The 16,024-nt window shown below is 67.5% G+C and carries 12 protein-coding genes; 8 read left to right on the top strand and 4 right to left on the bottom strand.

All coding sequences use genetic code 11. The annotated features are described in order from the left end of the window. Nucleotides 1-173 precede the first annotated feature (173 nt). The 7 genes from AC1DK4_RS21165 (at nt 174) to AC1DK4_RS21135 (ending at nt 8,711) form a co-directional block, all read left to right on the top strand. Nucleotides 174-347 carry a hypothetical protein gene (locus AC1DK4_RS21165; RefSeq protein ID WP_441615853.1) on the top strand — a complete coding sequence of 58 codons (174 nt, stop codon included), beginning with the start codon at nt 174-176 and terminating at the stop codon, nt 345-347. 313 nt (nt 348-660) lie between these two features. Next, nucleotides 661-1,554, top strand: coding sequence for a 4-hydroxy-tetrahydrodipicolinate synthase (dapA, locus tag AC1DK4_RS21160; RefSeq protein ID WP_477131763.1), 894 nt, complete (start codon nt 661-663; stop codon nt 1,552-1,554). A 37-nt stretch (nt 1,555-1,591) separates the two neighbouring features. Next, the gene (locus AC1DK4_RS21155; RefSeq protein ID WP_441615857.1) at nt 1,592-2,761 is read left to right on the top strand and encodes an iron-containing alcohol dehydrogenase; all 1,170 of its coding nucleotides are present in this window, start codon (nt 1,592-1,594) and stop codon (nt 2,759-2,761) included. After that, complete coding sequence (gene pdxA / locus AC1DK4_RS21150) at nt 2,758-5,100, top strand: 4-hydroxythreonine-4-phosphate dehydrogenase PdxA (RefSeq protein ID WP_441615859.1); 2,343 nt, start codon at nt 2,758-2,760, stop codon at nt 5,098-5,100. Before AC1DK4_RS21155 ends, pdxA begins: the two co-directional genes overlap by 4 nt. A 96-nt stretch (nt 5,101-5,196) precedes the next feature. After that, on the top strand, nt 5,197-6,624 hold the full coding sequence (locus AC1DK4_RS21145) for a sodium:solute symporter family protein (RefSeq protein WP_441615861.1): 1,428 nt from the start codon (nt 5,197-5,199) through the stop codon (nt 6,622-6,624). Between the two features lie 26 nt (nt 6,625-6,650). Then, complete coding sequence (locus AC1DK4_RS21140; RefSeq protein ID WP_441615863.1) at nt 6,651-7,847, top strand: sialidase family protein; 1,197 nt, start codon at nt 6,651-6,653, stop codon at nt 7,845-7,847. Between the two features lie 108 nt (nt 7,848-7,955). Next, nucleotides 7,956-8,711, top strand: coding sequence for a DeoR/GlpR family DNA-binding transcription regulator (locus tag AC1DK4_RS21135; protein ID WP_441615865.1), 756 nt, complete (start codon nt 7,956-7,958; stop codon nt 8,709-8,711). A 51-nt stretch (nt 8,712-8,762) separates the two neighbouring features. On the opposite strand, the gene mdeB is transcribed toward AC1DK4_RS21135, so the two are convergent. The 3 genes from mdeB to AC1DK4_RS21120 form a co-directional block, all read right to left on the bottom strand. Continuing rightward, entirely contained in the window at nt 8,763-11,465 is a 2,703-nt protein-coding gene (mdeB, locus tag AC1DK4_RS21130; protein ID WP_441615867.1) for an alpha-ketoglutarate dehydrogenase, read from the bottom strand. A 31-nt stretch (nt 11,466-11,496) separates the two neighbouring features. After that, a complete protein-coding gene (locus AC1DK4_RS21125; protein ID WP_441615869.1) occupies nt 11,497-12,486 on the bottom strand; it encodes a Bug family tripartite tricarboxylate transporter substrate binding protein in 990 nt (329 codons plus the stop codon). A gap of 150 nt (nt 12,487-12,636) precedes the next feature. Beyond that, nucleotides 12,637-13,653, bottom strand: a complete 1,017-nt coding sequence (locus AC1DK4_RS21120; RefSeq protein ID WP_441615874.1) for a 1-aminocyclopropane-1-carboxylate deaminase — start codon at nt 13,651-13,653, stop codon at nt 12,637-12,639. Between the two features lie 223 nt (nt 13,654-13,876). Between AC1DK4_RS21120 and AC1DK4_RS21115 the strand changes: the two genes are divergently transcribed. Continuing rightward, complete coding sequence (locus tag AC1DK4_RS21115; protein ID WP_441615876.1) at nt 13,877-14,386, top strand: Lrp/AsnC family transcriptional regulator; 510 nt, start codon at nt 13,877-13,879, stop codon at nt 14,384-14,386. Between the two features lie 45 nt (nt 14,387-14,431). Here the strand turns inward: AC1DK4_RS21115 and AC1DK4_RS21110 are convergent, their stop codons facing one another. After that, nucleotides 14,432-15,844, bottom strand: coding sequence for a M20 family metallopeptidase (locus AC1DK4_RS21110; RefSeq protein WP_441615878.1), 1,413 nt, complete (start codon nt 15,842-15,844; stop codon nt 14,432-14,434). Nucleotides 15,845-16,024 lie beyond the last annotated feature (180 nt).

Raw genomic sequence — 16,024 nt, 5'->3', positions numbered from 1 at the left:
CGACGGCTCCAATAGACGCAAATATAGGCGCTTTGCTCTAATTTCGAACACCCGCATCGGACACAACAGTCTTGCGCGTCGGGAACGAATCGCAATTTAACGAAAGGCTCTCCGCCTGCGCTCAACGGTGATTTTCCGCACATCGCAATGACCAAAGACGCGAAGCCGGATCCATGTACGAACGCACCGTGCACATCGAGAGCGGCAGGCAAGCATGGCGGCCAGGACAAGGCGATATCCGAGCGTATGACGCGGGCAAGAAGGTCGTCGGTCGCCGCGTCGTCGGCTTCATCGCCATGGATGCCGACGGCAACGGCATGGCGCGCGACGCCCACCTGCGCTCCTGAGGGATTCGTGCCCGCCCTCGCGCCCGCATTCCTGCAAAGAGGCTTCTTGCCAACGCCGGCAGCAAGGCGGTAGGTCGCCTTGCCCATGCACCGCCCCGGGAGCGCCTCAAGCGGCACTCTATTGTGATCGATTCAATCAAAACTAGGGTAAACATCGACTGCATCAGTCAATCCAAACCCTATAATGACCCAATCGATCAGATGAATCCGTCTATTTTGACTGATTCAGTCAGACAAAATCCCCGTCATCCAGATCGTCGGCCTCCATATGGGGGCGCCGCCGGGACGAGCGACCAGCAAGAAGGAGCAAAGCATGGCAGTGCAGTTCAAGGGCATCATCCCCGCCCTCATTACCCCGATGACCGCCGACGAAGGCGTAGACGAAGACGGCCTGCGCACGCTGGTCGACCGCTTGATCGACGCCGGCGTCCATGCGCTGTTCGTGCTCGGCACCAACGGCGAGTTCATCGCGCTGAACGAGGAAGAGAAGCTGCGCATTGCCCGCATCACGGTGGAACACGCGCGCGGCCGGGTACCGGTGATCGCCGGTACCGGCGCCTATGCCACCCGCGACGTCATTGCGCTGAACAGCAAGATGCTGGACCTGGGCGTGGATGCCGTCTCGGTCATCACGCCCTACTTCAACGGCGCCACCCAGGCCGAGCTGTTCACCCACTACAAGCAGATCGCCGAGTCCACGACGCTGCCGGTCATGCTCTACACGATCCCCGCGAAGGCCGGCATCACGCTGACCATCGACACCGTGCGCCGCCTGGMCGAGATCCCCAATATCCGCGGCATCAAGGACAGCGGCGGCGATTTCGACCGCCTGCTGCAACTGATCAACCTGCGCCGCGACGACTTCGCGGTGTTCACCGGCACCGACTCGATGATCCTGTGGACGCTGATCGCCGGTGGCGACGGCGCGGTGGCCGCCACCACCAATGCCGTGCCGCATGTGGTGATGTCGATCTGGAACGAGTTCCAGGCCGGCAACGTGCCCGCCGCGCGCGCCGCGCAGGAATCGCTGCGCGCACTGCGCGACGCCTTCGCGCTCGGCACCATGCCCGTGGTGCTGAAGACCGCCGCCGAAATGCTGGGCATGCCCGCCGGCCCGGCCCGCGCGCCCGCCAAACCGCTGGACCCCAAGACCCGCGAGCGGCTGGCCGAGGCGCTGTCCATCTACCGCGCCGCCGGGCAACAGTGACCGGCCGCCCCTCATCGACACCCCAAGCAAGCTGCCCATGACCAACACCTACCACTTCCAGACCGTCAAGCATATCGTCCACGGCGCCGGCAGCCTGGCCCTGCTGCCCGAGAAGCTGGCGCTGCTCGACCGTCCCGTGTCGCGCATCGCGCTGATCACCCAGCCCGTGATGGAAGAGAACGGCGTGATCGGCCGCGTGGTGGCCGCGCTGGCCGAGCGCGACGTGGAAGCGCGCATCGTGCGCGGCGTGGAGCCCGAGCCGACCATCGAGAACGTGGAGACCGTGTTCCGCGAGCAGATCGCGCCGTTTGCCCCGCAGGCGATCCTGTCGATCGGCGGCGGCAGCGTGCTCGACGCCGCCAAGCTGTTCGCGGTGCGGCTGACCAACGACCAGCCCCTGCGCGAATGGCTGGGCATCGACCTGATCAAGCAGCCCGGCGTGCCGATGATCCTGGTGCCCACCACGGCGGGCACCGGCTCCGAGGTGACGCCGAACGCCATCGTCACGCTGCCTGACGAGGAACTGAAGGTTGGCATTGTCAGCCGTCACCTGCTGCCGCAGCTGGTGATCCTGGATGCCGAGCTGACCTTCGGCCTGCCCCAGCCGATCACCGCCGCCACCGGCGTCGACGCGTTCGTCCACTCGCTCGAATCGTATATCTCGACCAAGGCCAATCCGGTCAGCGACATGTTCGCGATGGAATCGATGCGGCTGATCGGCGCCAACCTGGTCGAGGCGTACCGAAACGGCAGCTCGGTCAAGGCGCGCGAGGCCATGATGCTGGGCTCGATGTACGGCGGCCTCGCGCTGACCGCGGCCGGCACCGCCGCCGTCCACGCGCTGGCCTACCCGCTCGGCGGCATGTTCAATATCACGCACGGCGTGGCCAATGCCATGCTGCTGCCCCACGTGATGGCCTTCAACAAGGACGCCATCGTCGGCCGCCTTGCCACCGTGGCGCGCGCGCTCGACGTCTGCGGCCACGGCGACGATGACGAGTCCGCGGCGCAGAAGCTGATCGACCGCCTGGCCGAATGGACCGACGTGCTGCAGATCCCGCAGGACCTGCGCGCGTTCGGCGTGTCGGAAACGCACCTGGACGCGCTGGCCGAGGCCGCCGCCAAGGTCAAGCGGCTGCTCGGCAACAACCCGAAGCCGTTGAGCCTGGCGGATATCAAGGCGATCTACCAGCGCCTGCTGCCGTGAACACCGTCGTCCACCGCGGCCCCAGGCTGCTGATCCTCGCCGACGACCTGTCCGGCGCCGCCGACTGCGCCGTGGCCGGCGTGCGCGCAGGCCTGCGCAGCACCGTGATGCTGAGCGCGGACGCCGGCGCCCCCGGCACCGCCGATACCGCCGATGCCGCCGATGCCGCCGATGCCGGCTTGCTGGCGGTGGACACCGATTCCCGCCGCGCCAGCCCGGCCGATGCCGCCGCGCGGCAGGTTGCCGCCTGGCGCAGGCTGGCCGGGCCCGCCACGCGCCTGTACAAGAAGATCGATTCGACGCTGCGCGGCAACGTGGCAGCCGAAATTGCCGCCCTGGTGCCGCTTGCCGGGCTGGCCATCGTCGCGCCGGCCTTCCCTGCCGCCGGCCGCACGACACGCGACGGCCGCCAGTGGCTGCGCGGCGTGGCCGTGGAGGAAACCGAGGTCTGGCGCAACGAGTCCATCGCCGGACGCGCCGACCTGTGCCACATGCTATCGAGCCACGGCCTGGATACCGCCCTGCTGGCGCTGGCCGACGTGCGCGCCGGCGCCACCGCGCTGGCGGCCCGGCTTGCCGCGCTGCAGGCAGGCGGCACCCAGGCCGTGGTATGCGACTGCGAGACCGACGCCGACCTCGAACGTGTCGCCGACGCCTCGGCGCGGCTGGCGCACGCGTTCTGGGTCGGCTCGGCCGGCCTGGCGCCCGCGCTGCTGCACGCGCTCGGCCTGTGCGACGCCAATGCAACAACGACCGCCACGCCGTTGCCGGCCATTGCGCAAGCCAGCACGGGCGGCCCCGTGCTGACCGTGGTCGGCAGCATGTCCAGCGTGTCGCACCGCCAGGCCGAGCACCTGAAGGCCGCGGCGGGTCCCGCCCTGCTTGTCCTGGACCTGGACACTGCCACGCTGGGCACCGCGCAGCCAGTGCTCACGCGCACCGTCGCCGACGCCCTGCGCGACGGCCGCCACGTGCTGGTCACGCTGAGCCAGGCCACGCGCGGCGACAGCGCCGACGGGCTGCTGTTCTGCCAGCGCCTGGCCGCGCTGCTGGCCCCTGTCCTTCCCCACGCCGGCGGCCTGATCGCCACCGGCGGCGAAACGGCGCGCGCGCTGCTGGCAGCCGCCAGCGCCGGCGCGCTGCAACTGGTCGACGAGATCGAGACCGGCATGCCGCTGCTCCATGCCTCGCTTCCCGGCGGCATGCTGCCGGTCGTTACCAAGGCCGGCGGCTTCGGCACGCCCGGCTCCCTCCATGCCGCCTGGCAACGACTTGCCGGCGCCGCACCGCGCCATCTATCTAGAGGAATCCCTGCAATGTCCTATCGTCCTGTCATCGGCATCACCATGGGCGATGCCGCCGGTGTCGGTCCCGAGATCATCATGAAGGCGCTGACGCACCGCGACGTCTACGAACAATGCCGCCCGCTGGTGATCGGCGACACCGCGCGCCTGCGCGATGCCGGCAGCCGCGCCGGCGTCAAGCTGGAGGTGCGCTCCATCGCCCGGCCCGCCGAGGCCGAGTTCCGCTTCGGCGTGGTGGACTGCATCGACCTCGGCCTCATTCCCGCCGACCTGCCCTACGGCAAGCTGTCCCCGATCGCGGGCGACGCGGCCTACCAGTTCATTGCGCGCACCGTCGAGCTCGCGTCGGCCGGCGAGCTGGACGCGATCTGCACCGCGCCGCTGAACAAGGAAGCGCTGCACGCCGGCGGCCACATCTTCCCCGGCCACACCGAGATGCTGGCGCACCTGACCGGCATCGAAGAAGTCTCGATGATGCTGGTCGCACCCAACCTGCGCGTGATCCACGTGACCACGCACATCGGCCTGCTCGACGCCATCCGTCGCATCGAGCCTGGCCTGGTCCAGCGCACCATCGAGCGCGCGCACGCCACGCTGGTGCGCGCGGGCATCGCCAATCCGCGCATCGGCGTCTGCGGCATCAACCCGCATGCCGGCGAGAACGGACTGTTCGGCTACGGCGAGGAAGAGGAAAAGATCGTGCCCGCGGTCGAGCTGCTGCAGGCGCGCGGCTGGCAGGTGGAGGGACCCCTGCCCGCCGACACGCTGTTCTTCCGCGCCGGGCGCGGCGACTTCGACGTGGTGGTGGCCATGTACCACGACCAGGGCCACGGTCCGGTCAAGGTGATGGGGCTGGAAGCCGGCGTCAACGTCACGGTGGGCCTGCCGGTGATCCGCACCTCGGTCGACCACGGCACCGCCTTCGATATCGCGGGCAAGGGCATCGCCGACGAACGCAGCCTGCTCGAGGCCTTCCGGCAGGCGCGCGACCTCGCCGCCCACCGCGACGAACCGGCCGCGGCACGCGCCGCCTGACACCCACAAGGCAAAGCGCCACAGGCGCGGGCCGGACCGGGCGGATACACGCCGGGCTGGCCGCGGGCAATCACGCTCAAGCATCAGGAGACAAAGATGACTTCGTTCTCGTACTGGGACACCGTCACGATCATCGCCATGGTGGTGGTCTACATCATCGTGACCAGCATCGCCAGCATCCGGCTGCGCAGCCGCAATACCGAACAATTCATGGTCGCCGGCCGCTCGATGCCGGCGGTGGTGGTGGCGGTCCTGCTGATGTCCGAGTACATCGGCGCCAAATCGACGGTCGGTACGTCGCAGGAGGCCTTCAATGTGGGCATCGCTGCCTCGTGGTCGGTGATCTCGGCCGCGATCGGCTTCCTGCTCTTCGGGCTGTTCATGGCCAAGCGCCTGTATGCCTCGGGGGAGTTCACCATCTCCGGCTTCATCGCCAGGAAGTACGGCCCCACCACCAAGCTGGTGGTCTCGGCCATCATGATCTATGCGCTGCTCCTCGTGAACGTGGGCAACTACGTCAGCGGCGCCGCGGCGATCTCCACGGTGATGCACATCAACCTGACCACCGCGGCGGTCATCACGGCCATCATCAGCACGATCTACTTCGCCTGGGGCGGTCTCAAGAGCGTGGCCTGCCTGACCATCGTGCACAGCGCGGTCAAGCTGCTCGGCATCGGCATCCTGGTGGCGGTGGCGTGGAAGCTGTCCGGCGGCATCGCGCCGATGGTGCAGACCATGCCCGAGCACTATTTCACCTGGAAGGGCGCGCTCGGCGGCGGCACCATCGGCGCCTGGATCATCGGCTCGGCCGGCGCGATCTTCTCCACCCAGTTCATCATCCAGGCCATCTCCTCGACCAAGAGCCCGGCTGCCGCGCGCCAGGCCTCGCTGATCGCGGCGGCGCTCTGCGTGCCGATCTCGATCGCGCTCGGCTTCATCGGCGTGGCGGCGAAGTTCCTGTACCCGAACATCAAGAGCCTGTATGCGCTGCCGGTCTTCCTCGAGCACATGCACCCGCTGCTGGCGGGCGTGGTGACCACCTCGCTGGTGGCATCGATCTTCGTGAGCGTCTGCACGGTGGCGCTGGCCATCGCGTCGCTGGTCGTCAAGGACTTCTACGTGCCGCGCTACCAGCCGACTCCCGAGCAGGAATTGCGCGCCACGCGCTGGATCTCGCTGGCTGTGGGCGTCCTGCCACTGGTGTTCGTGCTGTTCGTGCCGCAGATCCTGGCGCTGTCGTTCTTCACCCGCGCGCTGCGCCTGTCGGTGTCCATCGTGGCGCTGATCGGTATCTACCTGCCGTTCTTCGGCAGCAACCGCGGCGCGGTCAGCGGCCTGATTGCGGCGGCGGTGGCCACCACGGCGTGGTACCTGCTGGGCAATCCGTTCGGCATCGACAACATGTACATCGCGCTGGTGACGCCGGCGCTGGTGCTGGTGGTCGACAAGCTGTGCTTCCGGTCCAGCACGCCCGCCAGCGGCACGCCGGCCGGCGGCGCACCGGCCAAGCACGCCGCGCACTGAATCAACCCGATTTCAAGAGACAAGACATGACCAGCACCCAACCGGCCCCCGCCAGCGACGCAGTGCAAATCGCCTTCGACCCGCACGTGTATCCCGCGCACACCGACGCCAGCCGCCGCGAAGCCTACCTGCCCACGCCCTGCGTGCAGAACCATGCCGCCAACCTGCATGTCCTGCCCAACGGCGACCTGCTGTGCGTGTGGTTCGGCGGCACGCAGGAAGGTATCCCCGACGTGTCCATCTACATGTCGCGGCTGCCCGCCGGCGGCGACGCGTGGCTGCCGGCCGTCAAGCTGTCCGATGACCCCACCCGCTCCGAGCAGAACCCCGTGCTGTTCAGCACGCCACAGGGCCAGTTGTGGCTGATCTACACGGCGCAGTTGTCCGGCCACCAGAACACGGCCATCGTGCGCCGCCGCATCTCCAGCGATGGCGGCCTCACCTGGGGGCCGATCGACACCCTGTTCGACCATGCCGGGACCTTCGTGCGCCAGCCGCTCGTGGTGTTGCCCGACGGCGCCTGGGCGTGCCCGGTGTTCCTGTGCCGCACCAGGCCAGGAGAGCGCTGGGTCGGCAACGACGACATCAGCGCGGTCATGGTCTCCAGCGACCAGGGCCTGACCTGGCAGGAGCACACGGTGCCCGACAGCGTCGGCTGCGTGCACATGAACGTGCAGACGCTGGCCGACGGCAGCCTGCTGGCGCTGTATCGCAGCCGCTGGGCGGACACGGTCTACGCCAGCCGCTCGCGCGACGGCCGCGACTGGAGCGCGCCGCAACCCACGGCGCTGCCGAACAACAACTCGTCGATCCAGTTCGTGGCGCTGCGCAACGGGCACCTGGCGCTGGTCTACAACGAAAGCGACGCCTCCCACAGCACCGGGCGGCGCACGTCGCTGTACGACGACATCGAAGACTCCGAAGACAGCGGCGAGCTGCGCGACCAGCCGGCGTCGGCGCGCGGCGCTGCGTTCTGGGGCGCGCCGCGCGCGCCGATGTCGCTGGCCATCTCCGAGGACGGCGGCAAGACCTGGCGCCGCCGCCGCAACCTGGAGATCGGCGACGGCTTCTGCATGACCAACAACTCCGCCGACCAGCGCAACCGGGAGTACTCCTACCCGTCCATCGTGCAGGGTGCGGACGGCGCGCTGCATATCGCCTTCACGTACTTCCGCCAGCGCATCAAGTACGTGACGGTGGACGAGTCCTGGGTGCGCGGCTGACGGGCCGGGCGGGCAAGCGCCAGATGCGTGGCATTCTTTGCTACATTTAGCGCTCGTTGCATGCCGCACCCTGGCATGCGCCCTGACACCGTCCCAGGACCAGCAGACATGAAAGTGACCAAGCGCCGCGAGGCAATGCACCAGGCCGTGCTGAGCGGCATGACCGATGTCGCCACGCTGTGCGAGCACTTCGGCATGTCCGAGGCCACCGTGCGGCGCGACCTGCGCGCGCTCGCGTCCGACCGCCGCATCCTCCGCACCTATGGCGGCGCGGCGGCAGTGGGCTCCCACGAGCCCGAGGCCCCGCTGGAGGAGCGGCGCGTGAGCGGCCGCGAACAGAAGGACGCCATTGCCCGCGTGGCCTGCACCCTGATCGCCGATGGCGACACCGTGTTCCTCGATGGCGGCACCACCACCGCGGCGCTGGCGCGCCATCTCCCCGGCAAGGCCGTGCAGGTGGTGACCAACAACCTGCTGGTGGTCGCGGCGCTGGCCGCGAGCGGCCTGCCGGTGACGCTGGTCGGCGGCGACGTGCGGCCCTCCAGCATGAGCACCCTGGGGCCGCTGGCCCAGCTGTCGCTGAGCCGGATCAGCGTGGACAAGGCCTTTCTCGGCGCGGACGGCGTGGTGGCGAGCAACGGCCTGTGCGAAGCCTCGGCGGACCAGGCCTACCTGAAGGAATGCGTGGTCAGGCAGTCGGCGCAGGTGTTCGTGCTGGTCACCGCCGACAAGGTCGGGCGGGCCAGCCAGCAGCACTGGACGCCGCTGGAGCGCGCATGGACGCTGATCACCGACGATGCCGTGACCCCGGACCAGTTGAGCGCCTTCACGGCGCATGGCGAAGTCACGGTGATGACGGCCTGACCGTCGCCCGCCCAGGGGCGAGGCCGAGCGCAAGGCCGGCGTGGTCGATAGCTAGATCGACGCCAGGGAAATCACGTCAGCCAGGTGCTGCTTCTCGCGAGCCAGCTCCCCCGCGACGATCTCCGCCATCGCCGCCAGGCTGGCCTGGACGATGGCCGCGGCATCGACCTCGAAATAGCGGCGCAGCGCCGCCCGCGAATCGCTTCGCCCGAAGCCATCGGTGCCCAGCGTCACATAGCGGCGCCCCGGCGGCACGAAGGCACGCACCAGCTCCGGCAGCGCGCGGACATAGTCGGTCGCGGCGACGATCGGACCGCTGCCCGCCCCGAGCTGCCGCCCGAACCAGCTATCGACTGCGGCAATGGTGCCATGGCGCCACAGGCGTTCGCGTTCCACCCCTTCGCGCGCCAGCTCGATATAGCTGGTCACGCTCCAGACATCGGCGGCAATGCCATGCACCTGCTCGAGCAGGCGCGCCGCCTTCAGGACTTCGCCCATGATTGCCCCGCTGCCGAACAACTGCACGCGGTGGTCGAACGCTGCGCCACGCCGCAGCAGGTACATGCCCCGCACCACGCCTTCATGCGCGTCGGCTGGCAGGCTCGGGTTCTCGACGCTTTCATTGGTGACGGTGACGTAATAGAACTCGTCGGCCTGTTCGCTGGCCATGCGCCGCATGCCATGGTCGACGATGACCGCCAGTTCCCCCGCAAAGGCCGGATCGTAGGCGCGGCAGTTGGGAATGGTCGATGCCGCCAGGTGGCTCGTGCCGTCCTGGTGCTGCAGGCCCTCGCCGCCCAGGGTGGTGCGCCCCGAGGTGGCGCCGATCAGGAACCCGCGTGCGCGCTGGTCGGCGGCGGCCCAGATCAGGTCACCCACGCGCTGGAAGCCGAACATGCTGTAGTAGATATAGAACGGCAGCATCGTGACGCCATGCGTGGAATAGCTGGTGGCCGCCGCCGTCCACGACGACAGCGCGCCGGCCTCCGTGATGCCCTCCTCCAGTATCTGCCCATCCTTGACCTCCCGGTACGACAGCATCGATGCCGAATCCTCCGGCTGGTAAAGCTGGCCGAACGGCGCGTAGATGCCGACCTGGCGGAACAGGTTCGCCATGCCGAACGTCCGCGCTTCGTCGGCGACGATCGGGACGATCCGCGGGCCCAGCACAGGATCCTTGAGCAAGGCGCCGAGGTACCGCACCAGCGCCATGGTGGAGCTCATGGCCTTGCCATTGGCATGCAGGGCGAACGCGGCGGTCTTGTCCAGCCCGGGCACCGGCAACGGGCCGGCGCCGGGATGGCGCGCGGGAAGATAGCCGCCGAGGGCGGCGCGCCTGGCTTGCAGGTAGCGAATCTCGGGGCTGTCCTGCGCCGGGCGGTAGAACGCGGCCTGGGCCACCTGTTCGTCGGTCAGCGGCAACTGGAAGCGGTCCCTGAACGCGAGCAGATCCTCGGGGCCGAGCTTCTTTTGCTGGTGCGTGGTCATCCGGCCTTGCGCGATGGCGCCCATGCCGTAGCCTTTCATGGTCTTGGCCAGTACCACGCAGGGACGCCCGTTGCGCCTGGCGGCGTCGGCAAATGCCGCGTAGATCTTCACCGGATCGTGCCCGCCCCGGCGCAGGCGGTCGATCTCGTCGTTGGACAGATGCGCCACCAGCGCGCGCAGCGCCGGCGTCTTGCTGAAGAAGTTCTCGCGATTGAACGCGCCATCGTTGGCCGAGAGCGTCTGGAATTCTCCATCCACGGTCTGCGCGAACGCGCGGCTGATGGCGTGATCGTGGTCACGCGCCAGCAGCGCGTCCCACTCCGACCCCCACAAGCACTTGACGACATGCCATCCTGCCCCCGCGAACAAGGCCTCGAGCTCATCGACAATGCGCCCGTTGCCGCGCACCGGCCCGTCCAGGCGCTGGAGATTGCAGTTGATGACGAACGTGCAGTTATCCAGCTTTTCCCGGGCGGCTAGCGTCAGTGCTGCGATCGACTCCGGCTCGTCCATTTCGCCATCGCCGAAGAAGCCCCAGACCCGGCGCTCGCTGGTCGCTTTCAAGCCCCGGTTTTCCAGGTAGCGCATGAAACGCGCCTGGTAGATGGCGTTGAGCGGGCCGATGCCCATCGACCCGGTCGGAAACTGCCAGAAGTCCGGCATCAGGTATGGATGCGGGTAAGAACTCAGGCCGCGAATCCCTTTGCCTTCTGCAACGATCTCTTGCCGGTAGTGGCACAGCGACGCTTCGTCCAGCCGGCCTTCCAGGAAAGCACGCGCATAGACGCCGGGCGCCGAATGCGGCTGGAAAAAGACGAGGTCCCCGCCTTGCGCGGCACCGGGGCCGCGGAAGAAATGCTGATAACCCACCTCGAACAGGTCTGCCGCCGAGGCATAGCTCGCGATGTGGCCGCCGAGCTCGCCATGCGCCTGGTTGGCGCGCACCACCATGGCAAGCGCGTTCCAGCGCAGGATCGCCGACAGGCGCCGCTCCATCGCCAGGTCGCCGGGATAGGCCGGTTGCGCTTCGACCGGGATCGTGTTCAGGTACGGCGTGGCCTGTTCCGGCCGCCACTGCAACCGATGCTTGCCGGCATGCGCCAGCAACGCATCCAGGATGGCGCAGGCGCGCTCCCTGCCCTGCTCCGGGCCCCAGGCCGACAACACGCCATCGAGCGCGTCGCACCACTCCTGCAGCTCCTGCGGATCCGCCTGCACAATCGGAGCGCTCGCCAGGATGGCGCCGAATCGGTTACGAGATGCCATCTTCAAACCCTCCCGCCGGCAACCGCCCGGCTCAATTTGCCTGGATGCCAGCCTTCTGGGCAATGGCCCGCATGCGCGGCAGGTCCTTGTCGATCATGGCGCTGACCTGCTCCGGCGTTGCATAGGAGGGCTCCAGGCCGTTGGCCACCAGTTTTTCCTGGATCTCGTGGTCTTTCATGGTCTGCGCCAGGGCCTTCTCCAGCCGTGACCTGACATCGGGCGGCAAGCCGCGCGGGGCCGCGATCGCCACCCATGAATCCGCATCGAAGCCCGGGAAGCCGGTTTCCGCGACGGTGGGCACCTCCGGCAGCAGCGTCGCGCGCCTGGCGCCCGCGACCGCGATCGCCTTGATCTTGCCGCTGCGGATATGTGGAAGCGATGCCGCGATGGTGTCGACCGAGAAGGGGATCTGGCCTCCGATCAGGTCGGCAATGGCCGGGGCGCTACCCTTGTAGGGGATGTGCTGGAGCTGCATGCCTGTGGCGCCCAGGATCATCTCGCCCGCGAAATGGCCGGTGGTGCCATTGCCGAACGAGCCGTAGGCGTATTTCCCCGGCGCGGCCTTCACCGTCGCCATCATCTGCTTGAGGTTGTCCACCGGGACATCGCGATTGGCCAGCAGGATCAAGGGCACCCGCGCGACCAGGCCGATCGGCTCGAAGCTTTTCACCGGATCGTATGGCAGATTCGCATTGATGGCGGGATTGACCGTGAAGGTCGAGCCTGAACTGATGAACAGCGTGTAGCCGTCGGGCGCGGCCTTTGCCACATAGCCGGCGCCAACGATGGTGCCGGCGCCCGCGCGGTTCTCGATGACCACGGGCTGGCCGAGGCGGTCGCCCAGCTTCTTGCCAACCAGTCGTCCCATGATGTCTACCGCCCCGCCCGGCGGAAACGGCACGACCAGCACGACAGGCCTGGCGGGATATCCCTGGGGCTGCGCATGCGCGGCGCACATGGCGATGCCCAACAGCGACAGCGCCTTCACCGCCATCGAAACGCTTCGTGAAACGACGTTCATGCGCTACTCCTGTGATTGAGCGACGGGGGGCAAACGGGGGGCAAACAGGAAGCTGACAGGGAGCAAGACGAGACCGGGGGCTTTGCCGGACAAGCGCCCCCTGATGCCGGCGTTGCACCACCGGCATCAGGGTGCAGCCATCGTGCCGGATCAGCCGTTCCGGAACAGGAAGCTGTAGGCGCTCAGCGCCGGAGCGCCACCCAGGTGGGCGTAGAGCACCTTGGAGCCTTCCGGGAATTCGCCGCGGCGGACCAGGTCGATCATGCCCTGCATCGATTTCCCTTCGTAGACCGGGTCGGTCATCATGCCTTCGAACTTGGCGCTCATCCGGATGGCTTCGAGCGTCTCTTCGGAGGGCAAGCCATACTCCGGCCCGCCGTAGCGCGTGTCGAGCACCACGTCGTCGTCGGTGATATCGCGGCCCAGGTCCACCAGGTGCGCGGTGTTCCTGGCAATGCGCAGGATCTGCGCCCGGGTCTGCTCCGGCTTGGCCGATGCGTCGATGCCGATCACGCGGTTGGCCCGGCCATCGGCGGCGAAGCCGACCACCATGCCGGCCTGCGTGCTGCCGGTCACCGAGCAGACCACGACGTAGTCGAACTTGAAGCCGAGTTCCGCTTCCTGCGCGCGCACTTCTTCCGCGAAGCCCACGAAACCCAGGCCGCCCAGCGGGTGCTCGGAACACCCCGCCGGAATCGGGTAGGGCTTGCCGCCCGCCTGGCGCACGCTTTCCATGGCCTCTTCCCAGCTCTTGCGGATCCCGATATCAAAGCCATCGCTGACCAGGCGCACGTCCGCGCCCATGATGCGAGACATCTGGATATTGCCAACGCGGTCATAGACGGCATCGGAGTAATTCACCCAGTCTTCCTGCACCAGCACGCACTTCAGGCCGAGATGCGCCGCCACGGCCGCCACCTGGCGCGTCTGGTTCGACTGGATGCCGCCGATGGAGACGAGCGTGTCGCAGCCCTGGGCAAGCGCGTCCGGAATGATGTACTCGAGCTTGCGCGTCTTGTTGCCGCCGAACGCCAGGCCGCTGTTGCAGTCTTCGCGCTTGGCATAGAGGTCGACCTTGCCGCCGAGATGCGCGCTCAGGCGCTTGAGCGGTTGGATGGGCGTGGGGCCGAACGTCAGTTGGTGGCGGGGAAAGCGCTTGAGATTCATGCTGGCAACTCCTTGGGTTTCTGGTTTTCCTGGGACAGGGGCGGGAATCCATGCATCAAGGCTGGCGAAGAACACGGGCATGTGGAACCACCTTTCGTTGATGCTGCGACGGACTCAATCCTAGAAAAAAATGCACGAAACGTGGTTGCAAAAATAGCCATATTTGTGCACGATAAAAAATATCAACAGCCGATTTTTGTCGCTTTATTTTTTGTAAACCATCATGGACGAAACAAAACTGCGCACCAAATCCGAGCATCTCGTGCCACTTTCCGAGGCATTGGATCGCACCGATAAAGCCATCCTGCGGGCACTTCAGCGCGACGCGTCCATCTCGAACGTGGCACTCGCGGCCAAGGTCAGCCTGAGCCCGCCGGCCTGCCTGCGTCGCGTGGAGCGGCTCAAGGAACTCGGCCTGATTCGCGGCATCGTGGCGCTGCTGAACCCGGCCGCGCTGGACGCCGGCATGCTGGTGATGATCGGCGTGGTGCTGGACCGCTCCACGCCGGAATCCTTCTCGGAGTTCGAGAAGGCTGCCCAGAAGGTGTCGGGATGCATGGAGTGTCATGTCGTCACGGGTGAGTTTGACTACTTCATGATGCTGCGCACCAAGGACAGCGAGAGCTTCAATCGCCTCCATGCGGAGCAGCTGCTTTACCTGCCGGGGGTCCGCCAGATCCGCTCGTTCATGGTGCTCAAGCAGGTGCTGTCGACAACGCAGTTTCCGATCTGAAGCGCCACGGGCGCGGCAAGGCGCGCACCGGCCGCCGCCGTCCCCTCACGCGCCGCGCGGCCGGCTGCCGGCAATGGCGCCGCCGCCTTCGGCAAGATCCCAGAACACCCCCGCCATGACCTGCAGCGCCTGCCTGGCCACGCTACCCAGCAGGTGCTCGTTGGGCGCATGCTGGCTGCAGGCGGGATACGAATGCGGGAACCAGAGCGTGGGCAAGCCCAGCACGTGCGCAAACACATCGTTGGGCAGCGACCCGCCGAAGTTCGGCAGCAACGCCGGCGGCTCGCCCGTGGTGCGCTGCACGGACGCCAGGGCCCACCGCACCCAGGCATCGTCCGGATCCAGGCGGGTTGCCTGCATCGGTTCGCCATCCGGCCGGACCTCCACATCCTGGAAGCCATGGGCGTCCAGGTGCTCGCGCAGGTGGTGCATGAAGCCGGCACTGTCGCTGCCCACCACAAAACGGATCTGGCACAGGGCGAACGCATGGCCGGGAATCGCCCCCACCGGGGCATCGGGATTCCCGGTCTTGAAGGCCAGCACTTCGAACGTGTTCCATCCATACACGCGTTCGGCAGGCGACAAGCCGGGCTCGCCCCAGCCGGGATCGATCCCGGGATCGGCCGGGCCACCACCAACCTCGATGGTGCACAGTGCCGCCCGGACGTTGTCCGGCAGCCCGTCGGGCAACAGCCCGCGCACCAGCACCCTGCCCTTGGCATCCACCACGCTGGCGATCGCATGCGCAAGCCGCGTGCCGGCGTTGCTCAGCAGGCCGCCCCAGTTGCCGGAGTGATGCGCGCCTTCGCGCAGGTTGACGGCAAGCCGGAAGTTGCAGAACCCGCGCGACCCCAGGAAGATCGTTGGCCGCCCGGCGGCCACGCGCGGCCCGTCCGAGGCGATGAACACGTCCGCCGCCAGTTCGTCCGCGTACGTTGCGCACACTTCCCGCAAGCCAGGCGAGCCGGTTTCCTCCCCCATCTCGAGGATCATCTTGACGTTGTAGCCGAGCCTGCCCTCGCGCAGCGCCAGCACCTGGGCCAGCGCGGCCAGGTTGATGGTGTGCTGGCCTTTGTTGTCGGCCGTGCCGCGGCCATACCAGCGGTCACCGTCAAGCGTCACCTCCCAGGGGGCAAGCCCGGGCCGCCATTGCGCATCCTGCCCGCGCACCACATCGCCGTGGCCGTAGGTCAGCATGGTGAAGGCGGCCTCGGGTTCCAGCCGGTGCGCCAGCATGAACGGCCCCCCGCCGGGGACGGGGTTGTCGACGAGCTTCCACGTGAAGCCAAGGCGATCGAGCTGCGGCCCGATCGCATCGGTCAGGTAGACCGCAAGGATGGCGGCACTGGCGGGATTCTGGCTTTCCGTGCGCATCGCCACGCGTTGGCGGAGCACCTGCTCGAAGCTGCCGTCGTCAAAGTAGCGGGCCGCGAGTTCGACGGCTTGTGTTCGGCTCATGTCTGTGCATTCCTTCCAACGTTGCGCGAATCGCTCGCACCGGGTGCCTTCCCGGGCGGCGACGTTGAATCCTAGTGCCTTGCAAACATTGCGAAAAGCATAGAATTCAGATGCCTGGTTTGCCTTTTTCGCAAACCATGCAAACCGCGCAAACCGTGCAAGCCGCGCAATCCCATCCAT

The organism is Cupriavidus sp. 05N38 (assembly GCF_056397345.1).
The sequence above is the reverse complement of the archived record's forward strand: the minus strand, read 5'-3'. Positions and strand labels throughout refer to the sequence as shown.